General features: G+C 69.2%; 23 protein-coding genes. 17 read left to right on the forward strand and 6 right to left on the reverse strand.

Annotated features, from left to right (window positions below; translation table 11 throughout):
- The first annotated feature begins 246 nt into the window (after nucleotides 1-246).
- Nucleotides 247-1,779, forward strand: coding sequence for a trypsin-like serine peptidase (locus E1267_RS08025; RefSeq protein ID WP_132331339.1), 1,533 nt, complete (start codon nucleotides 247-249; stop codon nucleotides 1,777-1,779).
- A 177-nt stretch (nucleotides 1,780-1,956) separates the two neighbouring features.
- Nucleotides 1,957-3,456, forward strand: a complete 1,500-nt coding sequence (locus tag E1267_RS08030; RefSeq protein WP_132331341.1) for a trypsin-like serine peptidase — start codon at nucleotides 1,957-1,959, stop codon at nucleotides 3,454-3,456.
- 68 nt (nucleotides 3,457-3,524) lie between these two features.
- Here E1267_RS08030 and E1267_RS08035 read toward each other — a convergent pair whose 3' ends face one another.
- Nucleotides 3,525-4,877, reverse strand: coding sequence for an NsdA family TPR-like regulatory protein (locus E1267_RS08035; RefSeq protein ID WP_132331343.1), 1,353 nt, complete (start codon nucleotides 4,875-4,877; stop codon nucleotides 3,525-3,527).
- A gap of 237 nt (nucleotides 4,878-5,114) precedes the next feature.
- On the reverse strand, nucleotides 5,115-6,305 hold the full coding sequence (locus tag E1267_RS08040; protein ID WP_246063602.1) for an NAD(P)-dependent malic enzyme: 1,191 nt from the start codon (nucleotides 6,303-6,305) through the stop codon (nucleotides 5,115-5,117).
- Nucleotides 6,306-6,578: 273 nt separating this feature from the next.
- Here E1267_RS08040 and E1267_RS08045 point away from each other — a divergent pair, with 273 nt between their 5' ends.
- The 4 genes from E1267_RS08045 (at nucleotide 6,579) to E1267_RS08060 (ending at nucleotide 9,496) form a co-directional block, all read left to right on the forward strand.
- A complete protein-coding gene (locus tag E1267_RS08045; RefSeq protein ID WP_132331347.1) occupies nucleotides 6,579-7,433 on the forward strand; it encodes an ABC transporter substrate-binding protein in 855 nt (284 codons plus the stop codon).
- A gap of 3 nt (nucleotides 7,434-7,436) precedes the next feature.
- Nucleotides 7,437-8,264 (forward strand): amino acid ABC transporter permease, encoded by an 828-nt coding sequence (locus E1267_RS08050; protein WP_132331349.1) that lies wholly within the window; start codon nucleotides 7,437-7,439, stop codon nucleotides 8,262-8,264.
- Nucleotides 8,261-9,004: an amino acid ABC transporter ATP-binding protein gene (locus E1267_RS08055; RefSeq protein ID WP_132331351.1), complete on the forward strand. Its 744-nt coding sequence runs from the start codon at nucleotides 8,261-8,263 to the stop codon at nucleotides 9,002-9,004. Before E1267_RS08050 ends, E1267_RS08055 begins: the two co-directional genes overlap by 4 nt.
- A gap of 66 nt (nucleotides 9,005-9,070) precedes the next feature.
- Nucleotides 9,071-9,496 (forward strand): CGNR zinc finger domain-containing protein, encoded by a 426-nt coding sequence (locus E1267_RS08060; RefSeq protein ID WP_132331352.1) that lies wholly within the window; start codon nucleotides 9,071-9,073, stop codon nucleotides 9,494-9,496.
- Nucleotide 9,497: 1 nt separating this feature from the next.
- Here the strand turns inward: E1267_RS08060 and E1267_RS08065 are convergent, their stop codons facing one another.
- A complete protein-coding gene (locus E1267_RS08065; RefSeq protein ID WP_220449378.1) occupies nucleotides 9,498-9,902 on the reverse strand; it encodes a S24 family peptidase in 405 nt (134 codons plus the stop codon).
- A gap of 17 nt (nucleotides 9,903-9,919) precedes the next feature.
- Between E1267_RS08065 and sodN the strand changes: the two genes are divergently transcribed.
- From sodN to E1267_RS08080, 3 genes are all read left to right on the forward strand, one after another.
- Nucleotides 9,920-10,321, forward strand: coding sequence for a superoxide dismutase, Ni (sodN, locus tag E1267_RS08070; RefSeq protein ID WP_132331356.1), 402 nt, complete (start codon nucleotides 9,920-9,922; stop codon nucleotides 10,319-10,321).
- 173 nt (nucleotides 10,322-10,494) lie between these two features.
- A complete protein-coding gene (locus E1267_RS08075) occupies nucleotides 10,495-10,941 on the forward strand; it encodes an ATP-binding protein (protein WP_132331358.1) in 447 nt (148 codons plus the stop codon).
- 17 nt (nucleotides 10,942-10,958) lie between these two features.
- A complete protein-coding gene (locus tag E1267_RS08080) occupies nucleotides 10,959-11,738 on the forward strand; it encodes an RNA polymerase sigma factor SigF (protein ID WP_171055307.1) in 780 nt (259 codons plus the stop codon).
- A gap of 4 nt (nucleotides 11,739-11,742) precedes the next feature.
- Here E1267_RS08080 and E1267_RS08085 read toward each other — a convergent pair whose 3' ends face one another.
- Nucleotides 11,743-12,126: a hypothetical protein gene (locus E1267_RS08085; protein ID WP_132331359.1), complete on the reverse strand. Its 384-nt coding sequence runs from the start codon at nucleotides 12,124-12,126 to the stop codon at nucleotides 11,743-11,745.
- Between the two features lie 89 nt (nucleotides 12,127-12,215).
- Between E1267_RS08085 and E1267_RS08090 the strand changes: the two genes are divergently transcribed.
- Together E1267_RS08090 and E1267_RS08095 are read left to right on the forward strand one after the other, a co-directional pair.
- A complete protein-coding gene (locus tag E1267_RS08090) occupies nucleotides 12,216-13,175 on the forward strand; it encodes a diacylglycerol/lipid kinase family protein (RefSeq protein WP_132331361.1) in 960 nt (319 codons plus the stop codon).
- 276 nt (nucleotides 13,176-13,451) lie between these two features.
- Nucleotides 13,452-13,706 carry a WhiB family transcriptional regulator gene (locus E1267_RS08095; protein WP_132331363.1) on the forward strand — a complete coding sequence of 85 codons (255 nt, stop codon included), beginning with the start codon at nucleotides 13,452-13,454 and terminating at the stop codon, nucleotides 13,704-13,706.
- Nucleotides 13,707-13,778: 72 nt separating this feature from the next.
- Here E1267_RS08095 and E1267_RS08100 read toward each other — a convergent pair whose 3' ends face one another.
- A complete protein-coding gene (locus E1267_RS08100; RefSeq protein ID WP_132331365.1) occupies nucleotides 13,779-15,248 on the reverse strand; it encodes a PAS domain-containing sensor histidine kinase in 1,470 nt (489 codons plus the stop codon).
- 508 nt (nucleotides 15,249-15,756) lie between these two features.
- Here E1267_RS08100 and E1267_RS08105 point away from each other — a divergent pair.
- From E1267_RS08105 to E1267_RS08130, 6 genes are all read left to right on the forward strand, one after another.
- Nucleotides 15,757-16,476 carry a GntR family transcriptional regulator gene (locus E1267_RS08105; RefSeq protein WP_132331367.1) on the forward strand — a complete coding sequence of 240 codons (720 nt, stop codon included), beginning with the start codon at nucleotides 15,757-15,759 and terminating at the stop codon, nucleotides 16,474-16,476.
- A gap of 150 nt (nucleotides 16,477-16,626) precedes the next feature.
- Nucleotides 16,627-17,340 carry an ATP-dependent dethiobiotin synthetase BioD gene (gene bioD, locus E1267_RS08110; protein ID WP_132331369.1) on the forward strand — a complete coding sequence of 238 codons (714 nt, stop codon included), beginning with the start codon at nucleotides 16,627-16,629 and terminating at the stop codon, nucleotides 17,338-17,340.
- A gap of 92 nt (nucleotides 17,341-17,432) precedes the next feature.
- Entirely contained in the window at nucleotides 17,433-18,593 is a 1,161-nt protein-coding gene (locus E1267_RS08115) for a sensor histidine kinase (protein WP_132331371.1), read from the forward strand.
- Nucleotides 18,584-19,240 (forward strand): response regulator transcription factor, encoded by a 657-nt coding sequence (locus E1267_RS08120; protein ID WP_132331373.1) that lies wholly within the window; start codon nucleotides 18,584-18,586, stop codon nucleotides 19,238-19,240. Before E1267_RS08115 ends, E1267_RS08120 begins: the two co-directional genes overlap by 10 nt.
- Nucleotides 19,237-20,013, forward strand: a complete 777-nt coding sequence (locus tag E1267_RS08125) for a DUF4097 family beta strand repeat-containing protein (protein WP_132331375.1) — start codon at nucleotides 19,237-19,239, stop codon at nucleotides 20,011-20,013. Before E1267_RS08120 ends, E1267_RS08125 begins: the two co-directional genes overlap by 4 nt.
- A 63-nt stretch (nucleotides 20,014-20,076) precedes the next feature.
- On the forward strand, nucleotides 20,077-21,723 hold the full coding sequence (locus tag E1267_RS08130) for an acetolactate synthase (protein WP_132331377.1): 1,647 nt from the start codon (nucleotides 20,077-20,079) through the stop codon (nucleotides 21,721-21,723).
- A 51-nt stretch (nucleotides 21,724-21,774) separates the two neighbouring features.
- Here the strand turns inward: E1267_RS08130 and E1267_RS08135 are convergent.
- The coding region (locus E1267_RS08135; RefSeq protein ID WP_132331379.1) for a PASTA domain-containing protein at nucleotides 21,775-22,081 on the reverse strand (307 nt) is incomplete at its 5' end.

Consider the following 22,081-nt stretch of genomic DNA (forward strand, 5'->3'; position numbering starts at 1 on the left):
CTGGGGTCCCGCTGACCACCCTGAGAACGCACTCATGTTGATCAGGGCAAACAACAACAAGGCGAGCTTCGCTCAGCTCCTGGGGTTCAGCCAGCTAAACATCACGAAACGATCACGCCCGACTTGTCGCGCCTTTTCCTGGCAAAGCGGCTACCGGTTCCCAAGATCGACACTGTATGTTCCTGGCTATCCCTTTACTGACGCATGGGACGCAAGAGGCGTTCCACGACAGCGCAAGGAGTCACAGTGAAGCGCATCCTCATCCCGGCTGGTGGCGTGGTTCTGGCCACCGGCATGCTGGCCGCTGGTCTGGCCGGCACCGCTCAGGCCGCCGACAAGACCGTCGCCAGCGACGCCCTGGCGGCGAACGCGCAGAAGGCGGCGGAGACGCTCGAGTTCTGGACCAAGTCCAACAACGCTGCCCTCAAGGGCGCCGTGGCGTTCAGCCCGGACTCCCTCGAGGTCAAGAAGATCTCGAGCAGCGGCGGCTATTCCGCGGACACCAAGCCCGGTTCCACCGCGCCGATCGGCGAGGAGAAGAAGTCCTCCTCCAAGACCCAGAACGTCAACTTCCCGAAGTCCATCGGTAAGGTGTTCTTCGAGGGTCGCGACGGCAAGCTGTACTGGTGCTCGGGCACCTCGATCCAGTCGAAGTACCGCAACCTGGTCGCCACGGCCGGTCACTGCGTGTACGACATCAAGGCCAACCAGGAGACCGTGTCTCGCTGGGTCTTCGTCCCCGGCTACTACCAGGGCAAGGCTCCTTGGGGCGTCTACGTGGGTAAGCAGGCCTTCACCCACTACGACTTCGACGTGTACGAGGACTTCGACCGCGACTACGCGTTCGTCACCGTCTACGACGGCATCGGCGGTTCGCTGAACAAGCCGAAGCAGGTCACCAAGGCCGAGTTCGACGCCTACAAGGGCGAGAAGGAGGCCAAGGACGTCGAGGTCAGCAGGGACGAGTACCGCAAGGGCGTTCTCGACCCCAAGACCGCCGACTACTACTCGGTGCAGCGGGGCAGCAAGGCCGAGCTTGCCGGCCCTGACTTCCCGGGCGCCGAGGTGGCCAAGGTCGAAGTTTCCGAGGGCCGGTACAAGGCCGCGGGCGTCGGCAAGGGCAACGGCAAGAAGTTCGGCGAGCCCATCGTCGAGAACGTGACCTACAACGACGCCTGGAAGTACCTCCAGAACCAGCGCCGGGACCGGGACAAGTTCCCCGGCACCGTCAAGCTGGACAAGCGCGGCAACTCCACGATCACGCACTACTACGTGCAGGCGTGGTACAAGCCGGGCTCGGAGCGGAAGTACCTCCGCACCGACTTCTTCATCATCGTTCACGAGGTGAAGAGCGTCGGCAAGCTGGGCGACAACGTTGGTGGCCAGGGCTTCGCGTGGAACCAGCCGACCGGCAAGGCTGTCCGGACGTTCGGTTACCCGCAGGGCGCGCACCCCGACGGCAACAAGGCCTACACGGGCGTTACGCCGAAGTGGTGCTACGGCAAGACCAGCAAGAACACCTACAAGATCCCCGAGTACAGGGTCGAGGAGCAGGTGGCGCTGAAGTGCGCCGTCACCGGTGGCTACGCCGGTGGCCCGTGGCTGTACAAGTACAGCAACGCGAAGCGTCTCGGCTACGTGAACGGTGTCACCAGCCTGATCGTCGACAGCGACGACAACAAGCGCTACGACACCATCACCTCGGCGTACTTCGACGGTGAGGCCAACACGGTCTACAAGGCCGCTTCGGCCGCGTGGTCCGGCAAGCTCATCCCGTAGTTCACGCTACGGACGTGAACGAGGACCCGTCTTCGTTCACCCAGCTCAACCCGAAGGGCTCGGCATCCAGCCGGGCCCTTTGGCCGTTAATAGCGTGAAATCCGTGAATCCCCTTACAAGAGTGACTCAAGGGTCGATAGGGTTCTTACGCCCGTTTTGACAACTGTGGAGCCTCCCGTGAAGCGCCTGCTCATCCCCCTAGCCGCCGCCGGCCTGAGCGCCGTTACCCTTGCAGCACCCGCCACCGCCAAACCGAACTGGGCGTCCGACAACCTCCAGCCCAAGCCCGCCGACGCCTACGGCGCCGCCTTCTTCTGGCTCGACTCCAACGGAGCCGCGCTGAAGAAGGCCACCCAGTACACCCTGGACACCAAGGCCGTGCCGAAGATGGTGACGTCCGGCGGCAACGGCAGCACGGACAACGGCAAGCCGGGGAGCACCGCCCCGACCGGCACGACCAAGAGCTCCGCCAAGGTCTCGAACGTCAACCTGCCCAAGACCGTCGGCAAGGTCTTCTTCCTCGACAAGGCCGGTCGCTACCGCTGGTGCACGGCCACGTCCATCCAGTCCAGGAACCGCAACCTGGTCGCCACCGCCGGACACTGCGTGTTCGAGAACGGCAAGGACGACGTCTACGACAAGTGGATCTTCGTCCCCGGCTACTACCAGGGCAAGGCCCCCTGGGGCGTCTACGTCGGCGCGTACGCCTACACCGCGTACGACCTGGACACCTACGACGACTACGACGGCGACTACGCCTTCGTCGCCGTGCACAACGGCTTCTCCCTGGGCCCGGAGAGGGCCGTCTCCTTCAAGCAGTTCAAGGCCTGGGCCGGCGACAAGTGGGTGAAGCCGCGCGAGATCAGCCGCGAGGAATACCTCAAGTGCGTGCTGAACCTCGGCGAGTGCTACTCCGAGGGCAAGACCACGCCCGCCGACCTGGTCGGCCCCGACCACCCCGACGCCGTCCTCGAGAAGGTCGAGGTCAGCGCGGCCAAGTACAAGGCCGCCAGGGTCGGCAAGGGCCAGGGTTTCAAGTTCGGTGAGCCCGTCGTCGAGCACGTCACCAAGCGCAAGTGGGCCGCCTACAACGGTCCCGGCGACAAGGGCAGGGGCCCCGACGCCCTCGGCAACTACAAGATCACCCACTACTACGTGCAGAAGTGGGTCAAGCCTGGCACGTCCCGTAAGTACTACGAGGCACAGTTCATCATCGGCATCGCCAAGGACATGGGCCGGCTCGGCGACACCGTCGGTGGTCAGGGCTTCTCCTGGAACCAGCCGCTGAACCAGAAGGTCATGGCCTTCGGCTACCCGTCGGCCCCGCACCCCGACGGCAACAAGCCCTTCACCGGTGTGACGCCGAAGCACTGCTACGGCAAGACCGGCACCAAGAAGTCTCAGGTCAACATGTTCAGGGTCGACACGCACCAGACGCTCAAGTGCTCGATGACCCCCGGCGCCGACGGTGGCCCGTGGCTCATGAAGTACAGCAACGCCAAGCGCGTGGGCTACGTCAACGGCGTGACGAGCATGTTCCACGACACCGACAAGAACGGCCGGATCGACACCATCAGCTCGGCCGTCTTCGACAGCGAGACGGCCGACGTGTACAACAAGGCCAACTACGCGGCCACCAAGAGGATCGTCGGCCCGCACGGCGAGCTTCTCAAGTAGGAGGAACAGCGTGACGGCCCGGATCCCCCGCAGGGGCGGTCCGGGCCGTTCCGTGTCGGGAGCACCGTTCAGACGGCGACGGACAACTGCCGTTCGCGCAGCGCCCGCACGGGCCGCTCGTTGCGGTAGGGCTTCAGGCGCCGCCGCAGGTCGTCGGCGTAGGAGCGGGACCGGGACGACTGAAGCTCACCCGAGAGCTCCAGCGCGCGGGTCGCGACCTTGCAGGCCTCCTCCAGCTCACCCGACTGCAGCAGGCCCGCGGCCAGCAGCGACAGGTTGAACATCCGCCCGCGCACGTAGCGGCCGTCCATGTCGAGCGAGCGGTGCGCGTGGCGGACGACCTGCTCGCCCGCCCCCAGGTCGCGAAAGCAGTGAGCGAACTTGGCCGACAGGTAGGCCTCGTCGAAGTAGCTCAGCCACGAGGGCTCGTCGGCGGGCATGCGGGCGTCGAAGGCGCGCTCAGCCTCGTTGAGCGAGGCGGAGCAGGAGCGGGTGTCGCCCATGGCGGCGTGGGCGTGGGCCTCCAGGACCTGCGAGGAGGCCAGCAGGGTCTTGACGCCGGCGCCGCGGGCCGCCATCTGGGAGGCCCTGGCCAGGTCGAGGGCGTGCGCCGGCTGGCCCATGTAGATGGCCTGGTGGGCCATGCCGGCCAGGATCTCGCCCCCCAGGGTCTGGTCGTCCGCGCCCCTGGCCAGCCGCAGGGCCTGGATGAGATAGCGCTGGGCGAGGCCGTGCTGCTCCATGTCGTAGGCCATCCATCCGGCCAGCCGGGTCAGCTCGGCGGCCGCGGACGCCAGTTGCTTGCCGGTGGCGTCGTCGTAGGAGCCGTCCTTGAGCAGCGGCGAGACGGCGTTGTCGAGATATTTCACCACGGACGAGCGGACCCGGCCGCTGCCGAAGCGGTTGTCGAGCTCACCGAACGATCGGGTGACCTCGCGGATGGCGGCGATGTCCGCGCGGCCCACCCGCCGCGCGCCCATCCCGCTCGGGCGTCCCTCGGTGGGGAACGTCAACCAGCGTATGGCTCCTACGGAGCCGGCTCCGATCGCGAATGTCGAGTCGATCAGAAACCTTCGTCGCTCTACATCGGCATGCCATAGCGCCGTCACGGTCGCGACCCCCTCCTGCCAGGTGTGCGTGAACTCCTGTCCGAGATCGAGGGGGGCGACGGCCGGCATGCCCAGGTCTTCCGAGGTGACCCGTCTGCCCAGCCGTAGCGCGAAGATCTCGGTGAGCAGACTCGGCACGGGATCACGCGGTTTCTGCCCGCCGATCCAGCGCAGCACGGAACTGTGGTCGTACTTGAGGCCTGGTGTCCCGCGTGCGGCTCCCAGATCGTTGAGGCGTCTGGCCAGTCCCTTATGGGAGAACCCCGCCTCCGCGATGAGCTGCTGCAGCAGACGGTTAGGCTCGCGTTCCATCGCTCTCCTCGTCGCAGGAGCCGGCGCCCACAAACTTTACAGAGAGCTACAGTTATAGCACTTAGCGTAAAGAAAATGTGGCAGTACGCTGACCTCAACCAGACTCCATCCCGCACGCGACCCGTCTGCGCCCCCTCTCCTGCAGAGGGCCCGCACCTACCCGCCGTTTCACGGGATAACCGCGGCAATAGGAAAGCGAGGGCCTGGCAGGCCCCCGCTCGGGAGAGATGCCGCAGGTCAGGCTCGGGCGACGCCGTCCCCGCGGGCCTGGGCGGCCACGGCGGCGGTCACGGCGGGCGCGACCCGGTCGTCGAACGGGCTCGGGATGACGTACGTCGCCGACAGGTCGTCGCCCACGACGTCCGCCAACGCCGTGGCCGCGGCCACCTTCATGTTCTCCGTGATGGTGGTGGCCCGCACGTCGAGAGCGCCGCGGAAGACACCGGGGAAGGCCAGCACGTTGTTGATCTGGTTGGGGTGGTCGGAGCGCCCGGTGGCGACGACGGCGACGTGCTTGGCGGCCACGTCGGGCTCGACCTCGGGCGTCGGGTTGGACAGGGCGAAGACGAAGGCGTCGGGTGCCATGGACGCGATGGCCTGCTCGGACACCGTCGACCCCGACAGCCCGATGAACACGTCGGCGCCCGCGAGGGCGTCCTCCGTCGACCCGGTGTGCCCGGCCTTGTTGGTCTGGCTGGCGAGCGCCTCCTTGACGGGGTTGAGGCCCTCGCGACCCTCGTAGATCATGCCCTTGGAGTCGGCGACGGCGATGTCGCCGACGCCGGCCTCCAGGAGGATCTTGGTGACGGCGACGCCGGAGGCGCCCGCGCCGGCCACCACGGCACGCAGGCCGCCGAGCGGGCGGCCGGTCAGGCGGGCGGCGTTCTTGAGCGCGGCGAGCACCACGATGGCGGTGCCGTGCTGGTCGTCGTGGAAGACCGGGATGTCGAGCAGGTCGCGCAGCCGGTCCTCGACCTCGAAGCAGCGCGGGGCGCTGATGTCCTCGAGGTTGATACCGCCGAACGAGGGCGCGAGCCGCACGACGGTCTCGACGAGCGCGTCGACGTCGGTGCAGTCGAGGCAGATCGGCACGGCGTCGACGCCGGCGAACTCCTTGAACAGCAGGGCCTTGCCCTCCATGACCGGCATGGCGGCGGAGGGGCCGATGTCACCCAGGCCGAGCACTGCGGTGCCGTCGGAGACGACGGCGACCACGTTGGGGACCCAGGTGTACTCGCCGGCCAGGGCGGGGTTGTCGGCGATCGCGGTGCAGACCCGGGCGACGCCGGGCGTGTAGGCCAGCGACAGGTCGCCGGCGTCGCGGACGGGAACGGTGGAACGGACTTCGAGCTTGCCCCCGCGGTGCAGAGCGAAGGCAGGATCGACGTCGAGTGTGTCGGGAGAAGAAGAAGCGGGCGTGGCAGCCACAACGACCCCTGTGCATATCGGTAGCGGAAGAGACCTTCGGCGACGAGCGCGAGCGGGCTGGCCTCGGTAGCTGCCAGGATCCCCTCGTCGGTCATCTCGGAGGGGGTTACGGGGGTCACCCGTGTGCCCATCTTGCCACATGGTGAGATGGTGTCGGCGCCGACGCCTTTCCGTTGACGCATCGTTAAATCACAGATGACGTACCTGGACAAAACCCCATTTAAACTGCACAAAACGCAAGTTTCGTGGCTTTTCACTTCGAGGAGGCCGTTCATGGCCCTCAGCCCCAAGGGCCGCCGTGGCTGTGCCGCCGGCGCGCTCGCCCTGACCGCCGCTCTCGCGCTCTCCGCGTGCGGCAGCGAATCCGGCTCGAGCTCCGGCACCACGAGCGCCAGCGCCTCCGCAGCCGGTGGCGCCCAGCTCGTGCAGCCGGGCAAACTCACCGTCTGCACCAACATCCCGTACGAACCCTTCCAGTTCAAGGACGACACCGGCAAGATCGTCGGGTTCGACGTGGACATCGTCGACCTCGCCGCGAAGAAGCTCGGCGTGGAGCAGAACATCGTGGACATCGACTTCGCGGTGATCAAGAGCGGCGCCGCCATGGCCGCCAAGAAGTGCGACGTGGCGGCCGCCGGCATGACCATCACCCCGGAGCGCCAGCAGAACATCGCCTTCTCCGACCCGTACTTCGACGCCACACAGGCGCTGCTGGCCAAGAAGGGCACGGGCGCCAAGTCGCTGGAGGACGTGAAGGCCAAAGGGCTCAAGCTGGGCGCGCAGGCCAGCACCACCGGCCTCGACTACGTCAAGAAGAACGGCCACAACCCGACCGAGTACGCCGACTCGTCCAAGGAACTGCTCGCCCTGCAGGCCGGCCAGGCCGACGTGATCGTCCAGGACCTGCCCGTCGTGCTCACCTGGCTGAAGAAGCCGGAGGTCGCCGCCAAGTTCGAGATGATCGCCAGCCTCGACACCGGCGAGCAGTACGGCATCGGCCTGAAGAAGGACGCCGACCCGGTGCTCCTCAAGACGATCAACGACGAGCTCGCCAAGGCCAAGGACGACGGCACGTACGAGAAGATCTTCGTGAAGTGGTTCGGCAAGAAGCCTGGCGAGCTGAGCTGATCCATGGCCGACCAGCCGACGACGGCTGAGCCTGTCCGCGCCAGGTTCAGCCCTCGGAAAAAACAGCAGATCAGCCGCGGCATCCAATACGCCATCCTGGTCGTGGCGCTCGTCGCCGTGGCGCTGTACGCCGACTGGGGCAGCCTCGCCGAGAACTTCGCCAAGGTTCAGGTGGCCGAGCAGGCGCTGCCCGACCTTTTCACCATCGCGCTGCGCAACACGATCATCTACGCGGCCGGAGGGTTCCTCTTCGCGTTCGTGCTGGGCCTGGTGCTCGCGCTCATGCGGCTCTCCCAGGTCAAGCCCTACCGCTGGATCTCGCTGCTCTACATCGAGGTCTTCCGCGGCCTTCCCGCGCTGCTGATCTTCCTGATGATCACCTTCCTGCCGCTGGCGCTGCCCGGGTTCGAGGTGCCGTTCGGCACCTACGGCCAGGGCATTCTCGGCCTCGGCCTGGTCGGCGCCGCCTACCAGGCGGAGGTCTTCCGCGCCGGGCTGCAGGCCGTGCCCAAGGGGCAGACAGAGGCCGCCAGGTCGCTGGGCATGTCGGCGACCAGGGCGCAGATCACGGTGGTGATCCCGCAGGCCGTCCGCATGGTGATCCCGCCGACCACCAACCAGTTCGTCTCCTTGCTGAAGGATTCGTCGCTGGTGCTGTTCCTGGGCGTCTCCGGCGAATACGTCGAGCTCGCCAAGTTCGGCAACGACCTGGCCTCCCAGTACGCCAACGCCACGCCCATCATGGTGGCGGGCGTGACGTACCTGATCGTCACGATCCCGCTGGGATACCTCGCGTCCCGGCTGGAGGGACGTAAGGGGAGGAACCGATGACGCACGCCATCGAGCTCAAGAACCTGCACAAATACTTCGGCAAGAACGAAGTGCTCAAGGGCATCGACATGACGGTCGAGCCCGGGCAGGTGGTCTGCGTGATCGGCCCGTCGGGATCGGGCAAGTCCACCCTGCTGCGCTGCGTCAACCTGCTGGAGCAGCCCACCAAGGGCAAGGTGTTCGTGGAGGGCATCGAGGTCACCGACCCCGACGTCGACATCGACGCCGTACGCCGCCGCATCGGCATGGTCTTCCAGCAGTTCAACCTCTTCCCCCACATGACCGCGCTGCAGAACGTGATGATCGCCCAGCAGCGGGTGCTGAAGCGCGGCAGGCGCGAGGCCGAGGTCACCGCCCGGGAGAACCTCGACAAGGTCGGCGTGGGCGACAAGTGCGATTCGCTGCCCGGCCAGTTGTCGGGCGGGCAGCAGCAGCGGGTGGCCATCGCGCGGGCACTGGCCATGGACCCCGACCTGATGTTGTTCGACGAGCCGACCTCGGCGCTCGACCCCGAGCTGGTCGGCGACGTCCTGACCGTGATGCGCAAGCTGGCCGAGGAGGGGATGACCATGCTCGTGGTCACCCACGAGATGGGCTTCGCCCGCGAGGTGGCCGACCGGGTGGTGTTCATGGACGGCGGCGTGGTCGTCGAGGACGGTCCTCCGTCACAGGTCATCGGCGACCCGCAGCAGGAGCGCACCCAGGCGTTCCTGCACCGGGTGCTGCACCCCGAGGGATAGCGCCGGCGGCGGGCCGGCTCCACGGACCGGCCCGCCGTCCCGGCCGTCGTGATGTAATGGACCGGGATGGACCTGACCTCTTACGCCTCGTGGGCGGTCCGGCTGGCCGACGATCCCGCCCCGCCGCCCGACCTCGCCCGCCTGCGCGACGAGCTGGCCGCGGTGTTCGACGCGGCCGGCGACGACCGGCGGGTGGTCGAGCTGCTCAACGCCCTGCTCGTGCGCTATCCCGTACGCCCTCAGCTCTCCGACCACGACGGCGGGCCCTGGCACCTCCATCTGGCCGACGACTACGCCGCCTGCGCCGTGATGGGCCTGGCCGCGGTCGTGGCCGAACTGGGCGTCGACCGGCTCGGCCGGTGCCTCGACCCGCGCTGCGGCAAGGCGTTCCTCGACACCTCGTCCAACCGTTCGCGCCGCTACTGCTCGGCCCGCTGCGCCAGCCGCGCCAACGTGGCCGCCTTCCGCGCCCGCCGCAGGACCGCCTCCTGACTCAGGACGTCTGCCGCCGCCGGCGAGGCCGGGACGCGGTGCCCGCCCGGCGCACCAGCGGCCAGTAGCGCAGCACCACGCGGCCGACGATGTCGTGGACGGGGCCGAAGTCCCAGCTGTCGCGCCGGCCGCCCGCCCGCTGGTTGTCGCTCTCCAGCCACCAGCCGTCGGCGCCGTGCCACTGCGCCCTCTTCACGATGAGGCATTCCGGATCGTCGGGGAGCCTGGCCACCACGAGGTCACCAGGGCGCACGGCGGCGCCGCGGCGCACGAGGAGCCAGTCTCCCGGCACCAGCGCGGGACGCATCGAGTCACCTTCGACACGCACTCTCATGGGCTGCGACCCCCTGCTCCACGGGCACCGGGACCCGAGTAAGGTCGGTTGTGGACCAAGCTGATTCAGCATCAAGGAAGGACTTTCCGATGCTCGCACGACTGCTACGACCCAAGCATGTCGCATCCGCACACTGCGACCTGCCCTGCGGGGTCTACGACCCCGCCCAGGCCCGCATCGAGGCCGAGTCGGTCAAGGCGATCATGGAGAAGTACGCGGCGAACGAGGACCCTGTCTTCCGCGCCCGCGCGGTGACCATCAAGGAGGAGCGCGCCGAGCTGGTCAAGCACCACCTCTGGGTGCTCTGGACCGACTACTTCAAGCCGCCGCACCTCGAGCAGTACCCTCAGCTCCACCAGCTGTTCTGGGACGCGACAAAGCTCGCGGGCGCCGCCGGCGCCAAGGGCACGGTCGACGTCGGCAAGGCCGAGGACCTTCTGGGCAAGATCGACGAGATCTCCAAGATCTTCTGGGAGACCAAGGCCGCATAAAACGGCACCTAAGGCTCTGCGCGGTCGGCGACCGCGCAGAGCCTTTTCCATTGATGGCGAGTCTGAAGCGTCCAAGCACCGCTCAGGGGCGGTAAGTTGCAGTTGGCGTCGGATACGGTGGGTCGCGGTCAGCAGCCCGCCACGTGGCGGTTCCCACGTACGCGAGGAGGAACGTGACCGAGGAAACCGAGACCCGCGCGGAGGGCGTGGCAGGCATCCGTGACGTGGTGAGCATCAGGCTCCCCGCCGCCAGTGCCTACCTGTCCGTGCTGCGCACGGCCACCGCCGGGCTGGCGGCGCGGCTCGACTTCACGCTGGACGAGATCGAGGATCTGCGGATCGCGGTCGACGAGGCGTGCGCCATGCTGCTGAGCGAGGCGGTGCCCGGCACCGACCTGACCGCCGAGTTCGAGCTGACCGGCCAGGAGATGCAGATCAGGGTCGAGGTCGCCACCGTCGGCAGCTCCGCTCCCAAGCGTGACGACTTCGCCTGGATGGTGCTGACCGCCCTGGCCGACGACGTGGATGCCGTGGCACCTTCCCAGGGCTTCCCCGATCGCATGGCGATCGTCCTGCGCAAGCGCCGAGGCGCGGCCCAGAGAACGGCGGGGCCGGCGTGACGGAAAGGACTGGAGCCATGGCCACCAGCGAACACGCCGTGCCCGACAGGGTCCGTGCCCGCAGGCTCTTCGCCGAGCTGGCCGAGCTGGGTCCCGAGGAGCCACGTCGCCAGCGGATCAGGGACGAGCTGGTCGAGCTCCACCTTCCGCTGGTGGAATACCTGGCGCGCCGCTTCCGCAACAGGGGCGAGTGGCTCGACGACCTCACCCAGGTCGCCACCATCGGTCTGATCAAGTCGATCGACCGGTTCGACCTCAACCGGGGGGTCGAGTTCTCCACCTACGCGACGCCCACGATCGTCGGCGAGATCAAGCGGCACTTCCGCGACAAGGGCTGGGCGGTCCGCGTGCCGCGCCGCCTGCAGGAGCTGAAGCTCTCGCTCACCAAGGCCATCAGCGATCTGTCGCAGCGCGAGGGCCGGGCTCCGACGGTCTCCGAGCTGGCCTCCTACCTGAAGATGACCGAGGAGGAGGTGCTCGAGGGCCTCGAGTCGGCCAACGCCTACTCGACGGTCTCGCTCGACGCCCCCGACTCCGGCGACGACGACGCTCCCGCGGTGTCCGACTCCCTCGGCATCGTGGACGAGTCTCTCGAGGGCGTCGAATATCGCGAGTCGCTCAAGCCGTTGCTGGAGCGGCTGCCCCCGCGCGAGAAACGTATTCTGCTGCTGCGTTTCTTCGGCAACATGACGCAGTCGCAGATCGCCACCGAGCTGGGCATCTCACAGATGCACGTCTCACGCCTGCTGGCCCGCACGCTGGCCCAGCTGCGCGAGGGCCTGACCGCCGACGACTAACCGTCTAACCGTCTCCATAGAGCGCGTGGGTGGTGGGGGGCGCCAGCAGGGTGACGAACCCTGCCACGGCGACCACGACCAGCGGGATGCCGAGCTGCGGCTGGTCCGACCGGATGAGCGTGATCGCGATGATCAGCATGAAGATCTGCGTCAGCACGGCAGGTGACCTCCCCCACCGTTCCATCCTGAGCAGGCCGCCCCAGGCCACCCAGAGCAGCCCGGCCGCCACCAGCAGCGCGAACCCCGACTCCGCCAGGGCCGTCGTCACGTTGCCCGGCGTCCCGGTCAGCGTCTGCACCGCGACGAGCACGCCGAGCCCGAGCGCGACGAGCCCTTCCAGGGCGACGACGGCGGCGGCGATGAGCAGGGTAAGCGGGCGACCGTTCACGCCCGTACCCTACCGCCCGGGACGTTCGCTCCGAGAAACAGGACGTAAGGCCCATAAAGCGGACGAGCCAGACCGGCTACGCTGGCGATATGCGCGCCATGCTGCTGGTCAACCCCAAGGCCACCACCACCAACGCCCGTACGCGTGACGTGCTGATCCGCGCGCTCGGCGCGGCCGTCGACCTCGCCGTCGAGGAGACCCGCTACCGCGGTCACGCGGCCTCGCTGGCGTCCACGGCGCGGGCCAAGGGATATGACCTGGTGGCGGTGCTCGGCGGCGACGGCACCATCAACGAGACCGTCAACGGCCTGCTGAACCCGGTGGACGGCGAGCCCGCGCGTGACGACCCCAGCGCCGGCCGCCCCGGTCTGATCGTCATCCCCGGCGGCAGCGCCAACGTCTTCGCCCGCGCCCTGGGCCTGCCGAACGATCCGGTCGAGTCGACCGGCGCGGTGCTGGAGGCGCTCAGGGAGGGCCGGCGCAGGACCGTGGGGCTGGGGCAGGCCCTCTGGGAGGGGCAGAACCGCTACTTCACCTTCTGCTCGGGGATGGGATACGACGCCGAGGTTGTGAGGGCCGTGGAGGGCCTGAGAGGCGCCGGGAGGAAGGCTACCCCCACACGGTATGTGAACACGGCTCTGAGGCACTATCTGGCCACGGACAAGCGGCGTCCGGCGATGACGCTGACCGGTCCGGGCATCCCCACCGCCGAGGGGGTGTTCATGGCGATCATCTCCAACACCTCGCCGTGGACGTACGTCGGCGCACGGCCCGTGACGCCCACCCCGTGGGCCTCGTTCGAGACCGGGCTCGATCTGCTCGGGCTGCGGCGCATGGGCCCGCTCGCGCTCGCGCCGGTGATCCGGCACATCCTTACGGAGAGTGACATTCTTCCGTCGGGCCGGCACCTCGTGCAGCTCCACGACGAGCCCGAGTTCACGCTCACCGCGAGCCGCCCGGTGGCCTTCGAGCTGGACGGCGACTACCTGGGCGAACGCGAGACCATGACGTTTCGGTCCACGCCGAACGCGTTACAAGTTCTGGTCTAGGTGGTTACGATCGGTCATTGTGTGACGCATCCGACATCCATAACAGCCAAAACTTCGCGTCAACCCTCTTGCGTGCACTCAAAGTGACTGAAAGGCTCAACACTGACGTCGGAACGTAGGACCTTTTACAACCCCGAGGTCCTCCCGGCGTCGAGCGAGCGACCCCGGTCCTCCACAGGATCCCGGGTGATCGTTCGCGCGAGTTAGTGAAACTCTTCACAAAGTAGTAGCCGCACGGAGCCGACCTAGAGGCTCCATCTACTAAGGAGTGGACGCATGGACTGGCGCCACCGAGCTGCCTGCCGTGACGTGGACCCCGAGCTGTTCTTCCCGATCGGCAACACCGGCCCCGCCCTCCTCCAGATCGAGGAGGCCAAGCAGGTCTGCCGGTCCTGCTCGGCCGTCGAGGCCTGCCTGAAGTGGGCACTGGAGTCCGGACAGGACGCCGGCGTCTGGGGCGGACTGAGCGAGGACGAGCGCCGCGCACTCAAGCGCCGCTCCGCCCGCGCCCGCGCCCGGCTCTCCGCCTGACCGACCGCACCCCCTGCTCCGGCGCGTCCACGTGATGTGCCCGCCGGCGGCTCGAACACGGATTCGTCCGGGTCACGCCGGCGGGAGCGGGATCGACATCACCACCTCCGTGCCGCCTTCTAGCCGCGGCTGGATCGACAGCCGCCCCGACAGCTCCCCCACCACCAGCGTGCGCACGATCTGCAGCCCCAGGCTGGTGGAGCTGTCGAGGTCGAACCCGCTGGGCAGCCCGCCCCCGTCGTCCCAGACGGTGAGGTTCAGCCGGTCGTGCCCCGGCTCGACCACGACCTCCAGCCGCTTGGGCCTCCCATGCTGCAACGCGTTCTGCAACAACTCGGTCAGCGCCATGGCCAGTGGTGTGGCGATGAGCGACGGCAGCACGCCGAAGCCTCCCACCCGCCGCGGGGTCACGGCCACCTCCGCCGAGGACACCTCGCCCGCCATCGCGATCACCCGGTCGGCGATCTCGTCGAAGTCGACGAACTCCTCCGGCGCATGAGAGAGCGTCTCGTGCACGATCGCGATCGACCCGACCCGGCGTACCGCCTCCTCCAGTGCCTCCCTGCCCTCCGGCACCTGCAGCCGCCTGGCCTGCAGCCGGAGCAGGGCGGCGACGGTCTGCAGGTTGTTCTTGACCCGGTGGTGGATCTCGCGGATCGTGGCGTCCTTGGTCATCAGCTCGCGCTCGCGCCTGCGCAGCTCCGTGACGTCCCTGATCAGCACCAGCGCGCCGATGCGACCGCCGCCGACGATCAGCGGGATGGCTCGGAGCTGCACGATCGTGCCGCCGGACTCGACCTCCGTCTCCTTCGCCGCCCGCCCGCTGGCCACGATCATGAGGTCTTCGTTGATGGGCTCGTCCGAATAGCACAGCTGCGCGGTGACCCGCCCCAGCTCCGCCCCGACCAGGTCGGCGTGCAGCCCGAGCCGCCGGTAGGCGGACAGAGCGTTGGGCGAGGCGTAGGTGACCCGCCCGGCCCGGTCGAGCCTGAGCAGGCCGTCGCCCACGCGCGGCGAACGGACCAGGATCGGCTCGTCGCCGGAGAACGGGAACCGGCCCTCCGCCACCATCTGCGCCAGGTCGGAGGCGCTCTGCAGGTAGGTCAGCTCCAGCCGGGAGGGCGTGCGGGCCGAGGAGAGGTTGGTGGAGCGCTGGATCACCGCGAGGAAGCGGACCTCGCCGCCCTCCACGGCACGGCGTACGGGAATCGTCTCCTCCCGGACGGGCACGCCGGTGGACCAGTCGGGATCGCCCTCGCGGCAGATGCGGCGTTCGTTCCAGGCGGTGTCGATGAGATGGCGCTCGCCCTTGGCCGCCACGCTGCCGACGATGTCGTCGTGGTAGACGGTCGGGCCGGTCGTCGGACGCATCTGGGCGATCGCGATCCAGCCGTTCTCCCCGAGCACCGGCGCCCACAGGATGAGGTCGGCGAAGGACAGGTCGGCCAGCAACTGCCAGTCGGAGACCAGCGAGTGCAGCCAGTCGAGATCCGCCTCGTCCAGCGCTGTGTGGCGGGCTACGAGGTCGCTCAGTGTCGGCACGAGTGCATCATGCGTGCTTTCCCCCGCAACAGCCAAACCGGCCGCCCGGCGGCGGGCCCGCTGAGGTGGGCGTTTGGCCGCGCGGCCGGTATACGGACGCAGCCTCCGGCCCTATGCCCACGCTCTGGCGCAGTGACGACAGGTACGGCATCGTGCCCTCTAATGACCTATTCGTGAAATCTCACATTGTGAGAACCATCACACAGCCGACACCGCTCAGCTCCAGGAAAAGGGCTGGGCGCGACCAGCCGGAGGTGATCCGTACGAGCGGGTTGTTTCCCCGCGACACGGCTCGCGGACCGGTCTCGGTTGCGATCGCGCACATCGCTGTGGATATCCTTCACCATCAACCTGAGCAGCCCGGATCCGTGCGTGCCAGCTGTCGTACGCGCTCGGCGCCGGTCGGCGGCTCCGGCCCGCGGTTGACCGCTCGGGCCGAAGTGAGTTCCGATGATCTCGCGGTGACCAGACACGCCCTCACCGCCGTGGCAGAAGTGAAGGTGAGAGCGTGACTGACGACAGCCCCCGCGTTCCGAAGTACTACGACGTGAAACGGAGCCTGCTCGAGCTCACCAAGAGCCTCGCGCCCGGCACCGCGCTGCCGCCCGAGCGCACGCTCGCCGTGCGCTTCGAGACCTCCCGCACCACGGTCCGGCAGGCGCTGACCGAGCTGGTCGTCGAGGGGCGGCTGCTGCGCATCCAGGGCAAGGGCACATTCGTCGCCCAGCCGAAGGTCGCCCAGGTGCTCCAGCTCACCTCCTACATCGGCGACCTGCGCACGGCCGGCCTGGAGCCCGACACCAAGATTCTGGAGATCGGCTACATCACCGCCGACGAGGCGCTGGCCAGGCGCCTGGCCATCAACCCGGGCGGGCGGGTGCTGCGCATCCACCGCCTCAGGCTGGCCAACGGCGAGCCGGTCTCCATCGACACGACCCATCTGTCCGCCCGCCGCTTCCCCCGGCTGCGGCGCGAGCTGGAGGTGCACGCGTCGTTGTACGAGACCCTGCACAACGCCTACAACGTGCGGCTCACCGACGCCGAGGAGATCATCGAAACCGTGCTGGCCACCCCCTACGACGCCAAGGCCCTGGGCGTCGACGTCGGCCTGCCGATGTTGCTGCTCACCCGCCACGCCTTCGACGCCGACGGCAACCCCGTCGAGTGGGCCCAGTCGCTCTATCGCGGTGACCGGTACAAGTTCGTCACGCGCCTGCGCCGGCCGTGAAGACCATCATGCGTTACGGCAGGCCGCCTCGCCCGGACCCGCCGACTCCGGCTCGCCTCCGTCAAGCGCCGGTCGTGAAGGCTCACGGGGCACGCGCCGTGACGAGCGCGCCGCGGGCCGTGTTCTTCGCTGGCTTCTAGGCTGACGTCCATGAGCGTTCTCGTCGTCACCGGCACCGGCGCCGGAGTGGGCAAGACCGTGGCGGTGGCCGCCGTGGCCGTGCTGTCGTTGGAGCGGGGGGCGGCGACCGCGGTGGTCAAGCCGGCCCAGACCGGCGTCGCCCCCGGTGAGCCGGGCGACGTCGACCACGTGATCCGGCTGTCCGGGGTGACCACCACCTTCGAGCTGCGCCGCTTCGCCGACCCGCTCTCCCCCGCCGCCGCGGCCAGGGCCGCGGGCATGCCGCCCGTGTCGCTCGCCGACGCCGCCACGCTGGTGCGGGAGCTGGGCGAGAGCAACCGCCTGGTCGTCGTGGAGGGCACGGGAGGACTGCTGGAACGCTTCGACGAGGACGGCGCCACCGTCGCCGACCTCGCGCGCGCCCTGCACGCGCAGGTGCTCGTCGTGGCAGGGCCAGGGGGCGCCGCCGTCAACCAGGCCGCGCTCACCCTGGAGGGGCTGGCCCACCGCGGGCTCGACCTGGCCGGGCTGGTGATCGGCCGGTGGCCGCGACGTCCGGGAACGGCCGCGCGCAGCGGTGTGGCCGACCTCGAGATGCTGGCCGCGCGGCCGCTGGCCGGGGCGCTGCCCGACGGGGCGGGCAAGCTGGACCGGCAGGCGTTCGCCGACGTGGCGCGCAAGGGGCTGGGCGCCACGCTGGGCGGCACGTTCGACCCCGCGGCGTTCCGGCGGCAGGTCCTCTGAGCCGGCCCGCTGCGATGGTGGGGCTAGCCCCACCATCGACCAGCACACCAGGCCCATTTCGCGGCTCCCCCGCCGGTCAATACCGTTGGGGCATGACAGTCCCCCGTCCGTGGTCGGCACGGGCCTGGCTCGACACGGCTCACGTCGTGACCGGCCTGCCGGTCGCCGTGCTGCTCGGCGGGCTGACGGTTCTGCTGGCCGTGGTCCCTCGCCTGCTGTGGCGGGCCCTGCCGTGGTTCACCCGGGTGCAGTGCTCCCGGTTCGCGGCGTTCCTGGGAGTGCGCATCCCGCGCACACCACCGCCGGCGGGATGGCGGAGCCCGGCGGCGTGGCGGCAGATCGCCTACCACCTGCTGTCGCCGTTCGTGGGCGCCGCCGCGGCGTTCCTCGTGGCCACGGCGTGGGGCGGGTCGTTCGTGGGGTTGCTGTCGTTCGTGGCGCCGGAGCTGGAGCCCCCGCCGATGGAGTTCAGGTACAACCTGCGCGACGACCGGGTGCTGGGGGTCTTCATGGGCGTGGGGCTCGTGCTGCTGCTCCTCGCTCCCTTCCTGGCGCGCGGCATGGCGGCGCTCGACCTGCTCGTGGCCCGTACGCTGCTCGGGCCCAGCCGCTCGGAGCTGGGCCAGCGGATCGAGACGCTGACCGAGAGCCGGGCCGGTGTGATCGACGCGGCGGACGCCGAGCGCCGTAGGATCGAGCGTGACCTGCACGACGGGGCGCAGCAGCGGCTTGTCTCCCTCGCCATGAACCTCGGCCTGGCCAGGGCCACCATGACCGACCTGCCCGAGCCGGCGCGCGTGGCGATCGAGCAGGCCCACGAGGAGGCCAAGCAGGCGCTCAAGGAACTGCGCGACTTCGTCAGGGGCCTGCACCCCGCCGTGCTCAACGACCAGGGGCTGGACGCGGCGTTGTCCGGCGTGGCCGCCCGCTCGCCCGTGCCGGTCAAGCTCCGGGTCGACATCGAGCGGCGTACGAGTCCGACCATCGAGGCGGTGGCGTTCTTCATCGTGTCCGAAGCACTGACCAACATCGCCAAGCACGCCTCGGCCACCAAGGCCGAGGTGATCGTGCGGCGCGAGCGCGACCGCCTGCACATGTCGGTGTACGACGACGGCTGCGGCGGCGCCACGCTGGACGGCGGCACCGGGCTGCGCGGTCTGGCCCAGCGCATCCAGGCGGTCGACGGATCGCTCCGGCTGTCCAGCCCTCTGGGCGGCCCGACGACGATCGAGGTGGATCTGCCGTGCGAGTAGTGCTGGCCGAGGACTCCGTCCTGCTGCGCGAGGGCCTGATCAGGCTCCTGGACGCCTCCGGCATGGAAGTGGTGGCGGCCGTGGACGAGGCGGAAGGGCTGCTGCGGGCCGCCGTGGAACACCGGCCCGAGCTGGTCATCACCGACGTCAGAATGCCGCCCACGCACACCGACGAAGGGCTGCGCGCCGCGCTCCTGCTGCGCCGCCAGCAGCCCGGCCTCGCGGTGCTCGTGCTCTCCCAGTACGTCGAGGAGCGCTACGCCGCCCAGTTGCTGGCCTCCGCCGCGACCGGTGGCGTCGGCTACCTGCTCAAGGACCGGGTGGCCGACGTGGCCGAGTTCATCGACGCGCTGCGCAGGGTGGCCTCGGGCGGCACCGCCCTCGACCCCGAGGTGGTCTCCCAGTTGCTGCTGCGCGGCAACAGCGATCCGCTCGAACGCCTCACGCCACGCGAGCACGAGGTGCTGCAGCTGATGGCGGAGGGCCGCTCGAACGCGGGCATCGGCCAGGCGCTCGTGCTCAGCGAAGGGGCTGTGGGCAAGCACATCGGCAACATCTTCACCAAGCTCGACCTGTCACCCGCGGAGGGCGACCACCGGCGCGTGCTCGCCGTGCTGCGCTTCCTCAGGATCAGGAGCCTGCCATGAGAGCGGTCTGGCTGACCCTGGGCGCGCTGACGACCATCGTGGCGCTGCTGGCGTCCACGACGGCGCTCTGGCATGGGTTCGCCTCGACCAGGATGCCCGAGGACACCAGGCAACGGTCCATCCCGTTCTCGGATCGCAAGATCAAGATCAGCTCCTCCCGGGGCGACGTGCACGTGTCCATCGTGCCCGGCCAGGCCGGCGAGGTGTTCATCCGGGGCACCGTACGGTGGACGCGGGACCGCCCCACCGTCTCGGAGGACTGGGACGCGCGTACGAGCACCCTGCGGCTCGACGTGGCCTGCCCCGAGACCGGCCGGCCCGAGGACGCCCGGTGCATGGCCGACTACCTCCTGTCCGTGCCGCCCGAGACCGACATCGAGGCCGGCACGACCCGTGGCGGTCTCAACGCCAGCCACGTGTTCGGCGACGTACGCCTGACGTCCGTCTCCGGCACCGTGCACGTCAACGACCTCGCGGGCTCCCTCTGGGCCAGGGTGGGCACGGGCGACATCAACGCCGACGGGCTAAACGCCGACAGGACCGACGTGGAGGTCGGGGCGGGTGACGTGAACCTGAGCTTCGTCAACCCGCCGAGCGCCGTGCGAGCCGTCGTCAGGACGTCCGGCGACGTGGGCGTATTCGTGAACAGCGGCTCGTACGACCTGTCGGTGGCCGGCCGCGACACCAGCGTCGACATCGACAAGGACCCCGCCTCGCCGAGGAAGATCACCGCGAGGGCACCGGACGGCTACGTCACCCTGTGCTGCCGCTGAAGATCATCTGTAGACGGGCCTTAAGGTCTGTTTACTCCTGTGACTCGTTGGTAAGTTCCCGGCATGGAGTCTGCGAAGCACGCCGGTGACGCCGCCGTCGCCGTGTCCAAGGCCTATGGCGTCGAGACCATGTTCACCCTGTCGGGAGGGCACGTCTTTCCGCTCTACGACGGCGCCGTGCACGAGGAGATGCGCATCCTCGACGTACGCCACGAGCAGAGCGCCGTCTTCGCCGCGGAAGCGACGGCGCGGCTGACCAGGAAGCCGGGCCTGGCCGTGCTGACCGCCGGCCCCGGCATCACCAACGGCGTCAGCGGCGTCGCGACCGCCCACTTCAACGGCTCCCCCGTGGTCGTCATGGGCGGCCGCGCGCCCCGGTCGCGCTGGGGCAGCGGCGCGCTGCAGGAGATGGACCATCCGCCGCTGCTCGACCCGATCACCAAGCTGTCGTTCACCGCGAGCGGCGCCGAGTCGGTCGGCCACGAGGTGGAGATGGCCTTCCGCACGGCGGTCGCCTCCCATCGCGGCCCGGTCTTCCTCGACTTCTACATGGACCACCTGTTCTCGCCGTCGCCGGCGCACGACGTGCAGACGCAGACGCCCTCGCCGCTCGAGCCCGACCCCGGCGACCTGGCCGGCATCGCGCGGCTGCTGGCAGAGGCCGAGCGGCCCGTGCTGGTCTACGGGTCCGACGTGTGGATGGACCGCGCCGAGGAGGCCGCCCGCGACTTCGCCGAGACGTGGCGGCTGCCGGTCATCCCCAACGGCCAGGGCCGCGGCATCCTGCCCTCCGGGCACGAGCTGCTCGTCACCCGGGCGCGGGGGCTCGCCTTCGGGCAGGCCGACCTGGTGATCGTGGTGGGCACCCCGCTCGACTTCCGCCTGGGCTACGGCTGGTTCGGCGGCAAGGACGGCGCTCCGCTGGCCCGCGTCGTCCACATCGCCGACGCGCCGTCGCAGCTGGCCACGCATATGCAGCCGGCCGCGTCCGCCGCCGGCGACCTGTCGGTGGTGTTCTGGAGCCTGGGCGCCGCCTGTGGCGACGCGGGCGTCAAACCCGGCAACTACGCCCCCTGGGTGACGAAGCTGTCCGACACGGCCGCCGCCGCCATCGCCGGCGACGCCGAACTGCTGGCCTCCGACTCCGACCCGATCCACCCCATGCGCATCTACGGCGAGCTGGGCAAGATCCTTGCCGACGACGCCGTGGTGATCGGCGACGGCGGCGACTTCGTCTCCTACGCCGGCAAATACGTCGAACCCCGGCAGCCCGGCAACTGGCTCGACCCGGGCCCCTACGGCTGCCTCGGCACGGGTCTCGGCTACTCCATCGCCGCCCGCCTGGCCAGGCCGTCCTCGCAGGTGGTGCTGCTGCTCGGCGACGGCGCCGCCGGGTTCTCGCTGATGGACGTCGACACCCTCGTACGCCACCGGCTGCCCGTCGTCATGATCTGCGGCAACAACGGCATCTGGGGCCTGGAGAAACACCCCATGCAGATGTTGTACGGCTACGACGTGGCCGCCGAGCTGCAGCCCCAGTGCCGCTATGACCAGGTCGTGACCGCGCTGGGCGGCGGCGGCGAACTCGTCACCGAGCCGTCGGAGATCGGGCCCGCGCTGCGCAGGGCGTTCGACTCCGGCATCCCCTACATGGTCAACATCGCCACCGACCCGCAGATCGCCTACCCCCGCAACACGACGGGGGTGTGACGACTCCGCCGGCCGCTCCCCCCGGCCGGCGGTTTCGGGCCGGGGACCGCCTCACCGTTTCTGGGTGGCCGACGGGGTGGGGCTCGGGCTGCCGGGCGTGCAGGGGCTGTCGACGACGACCAGGGTGACCTGGGCACCCTCCTCGGCCTCCGTGCCGCCCTTGGGCGACGTGGCCTTGACCGTGCCGCAGCGCAGGCCGGCGGTGGTGGTGGTCTGGTCGTCGAGGTCCACCTCGAAGCCCATCGACAGGATGATCTCCTGCGCGTCGAGGAACTTCATCCCGACGACCTTCGGCACCCGCTTCTTCGCGACGGTGGGCGTGGGAGAGCCCGACGGCGTGCCGGTGGGGGTCTTGGTG

The sequence above is a fragment of the Nonomuraea longispora genome (genome assembly GCF_004348345.1).
Taxonomy (GTDB): domain Bacteria; phylum Actinomycetota; class Actinomycetes; order Streptosporangiales; family Streptosporangiaceae; genus Nonomuraea; species Nonomuraea longispora.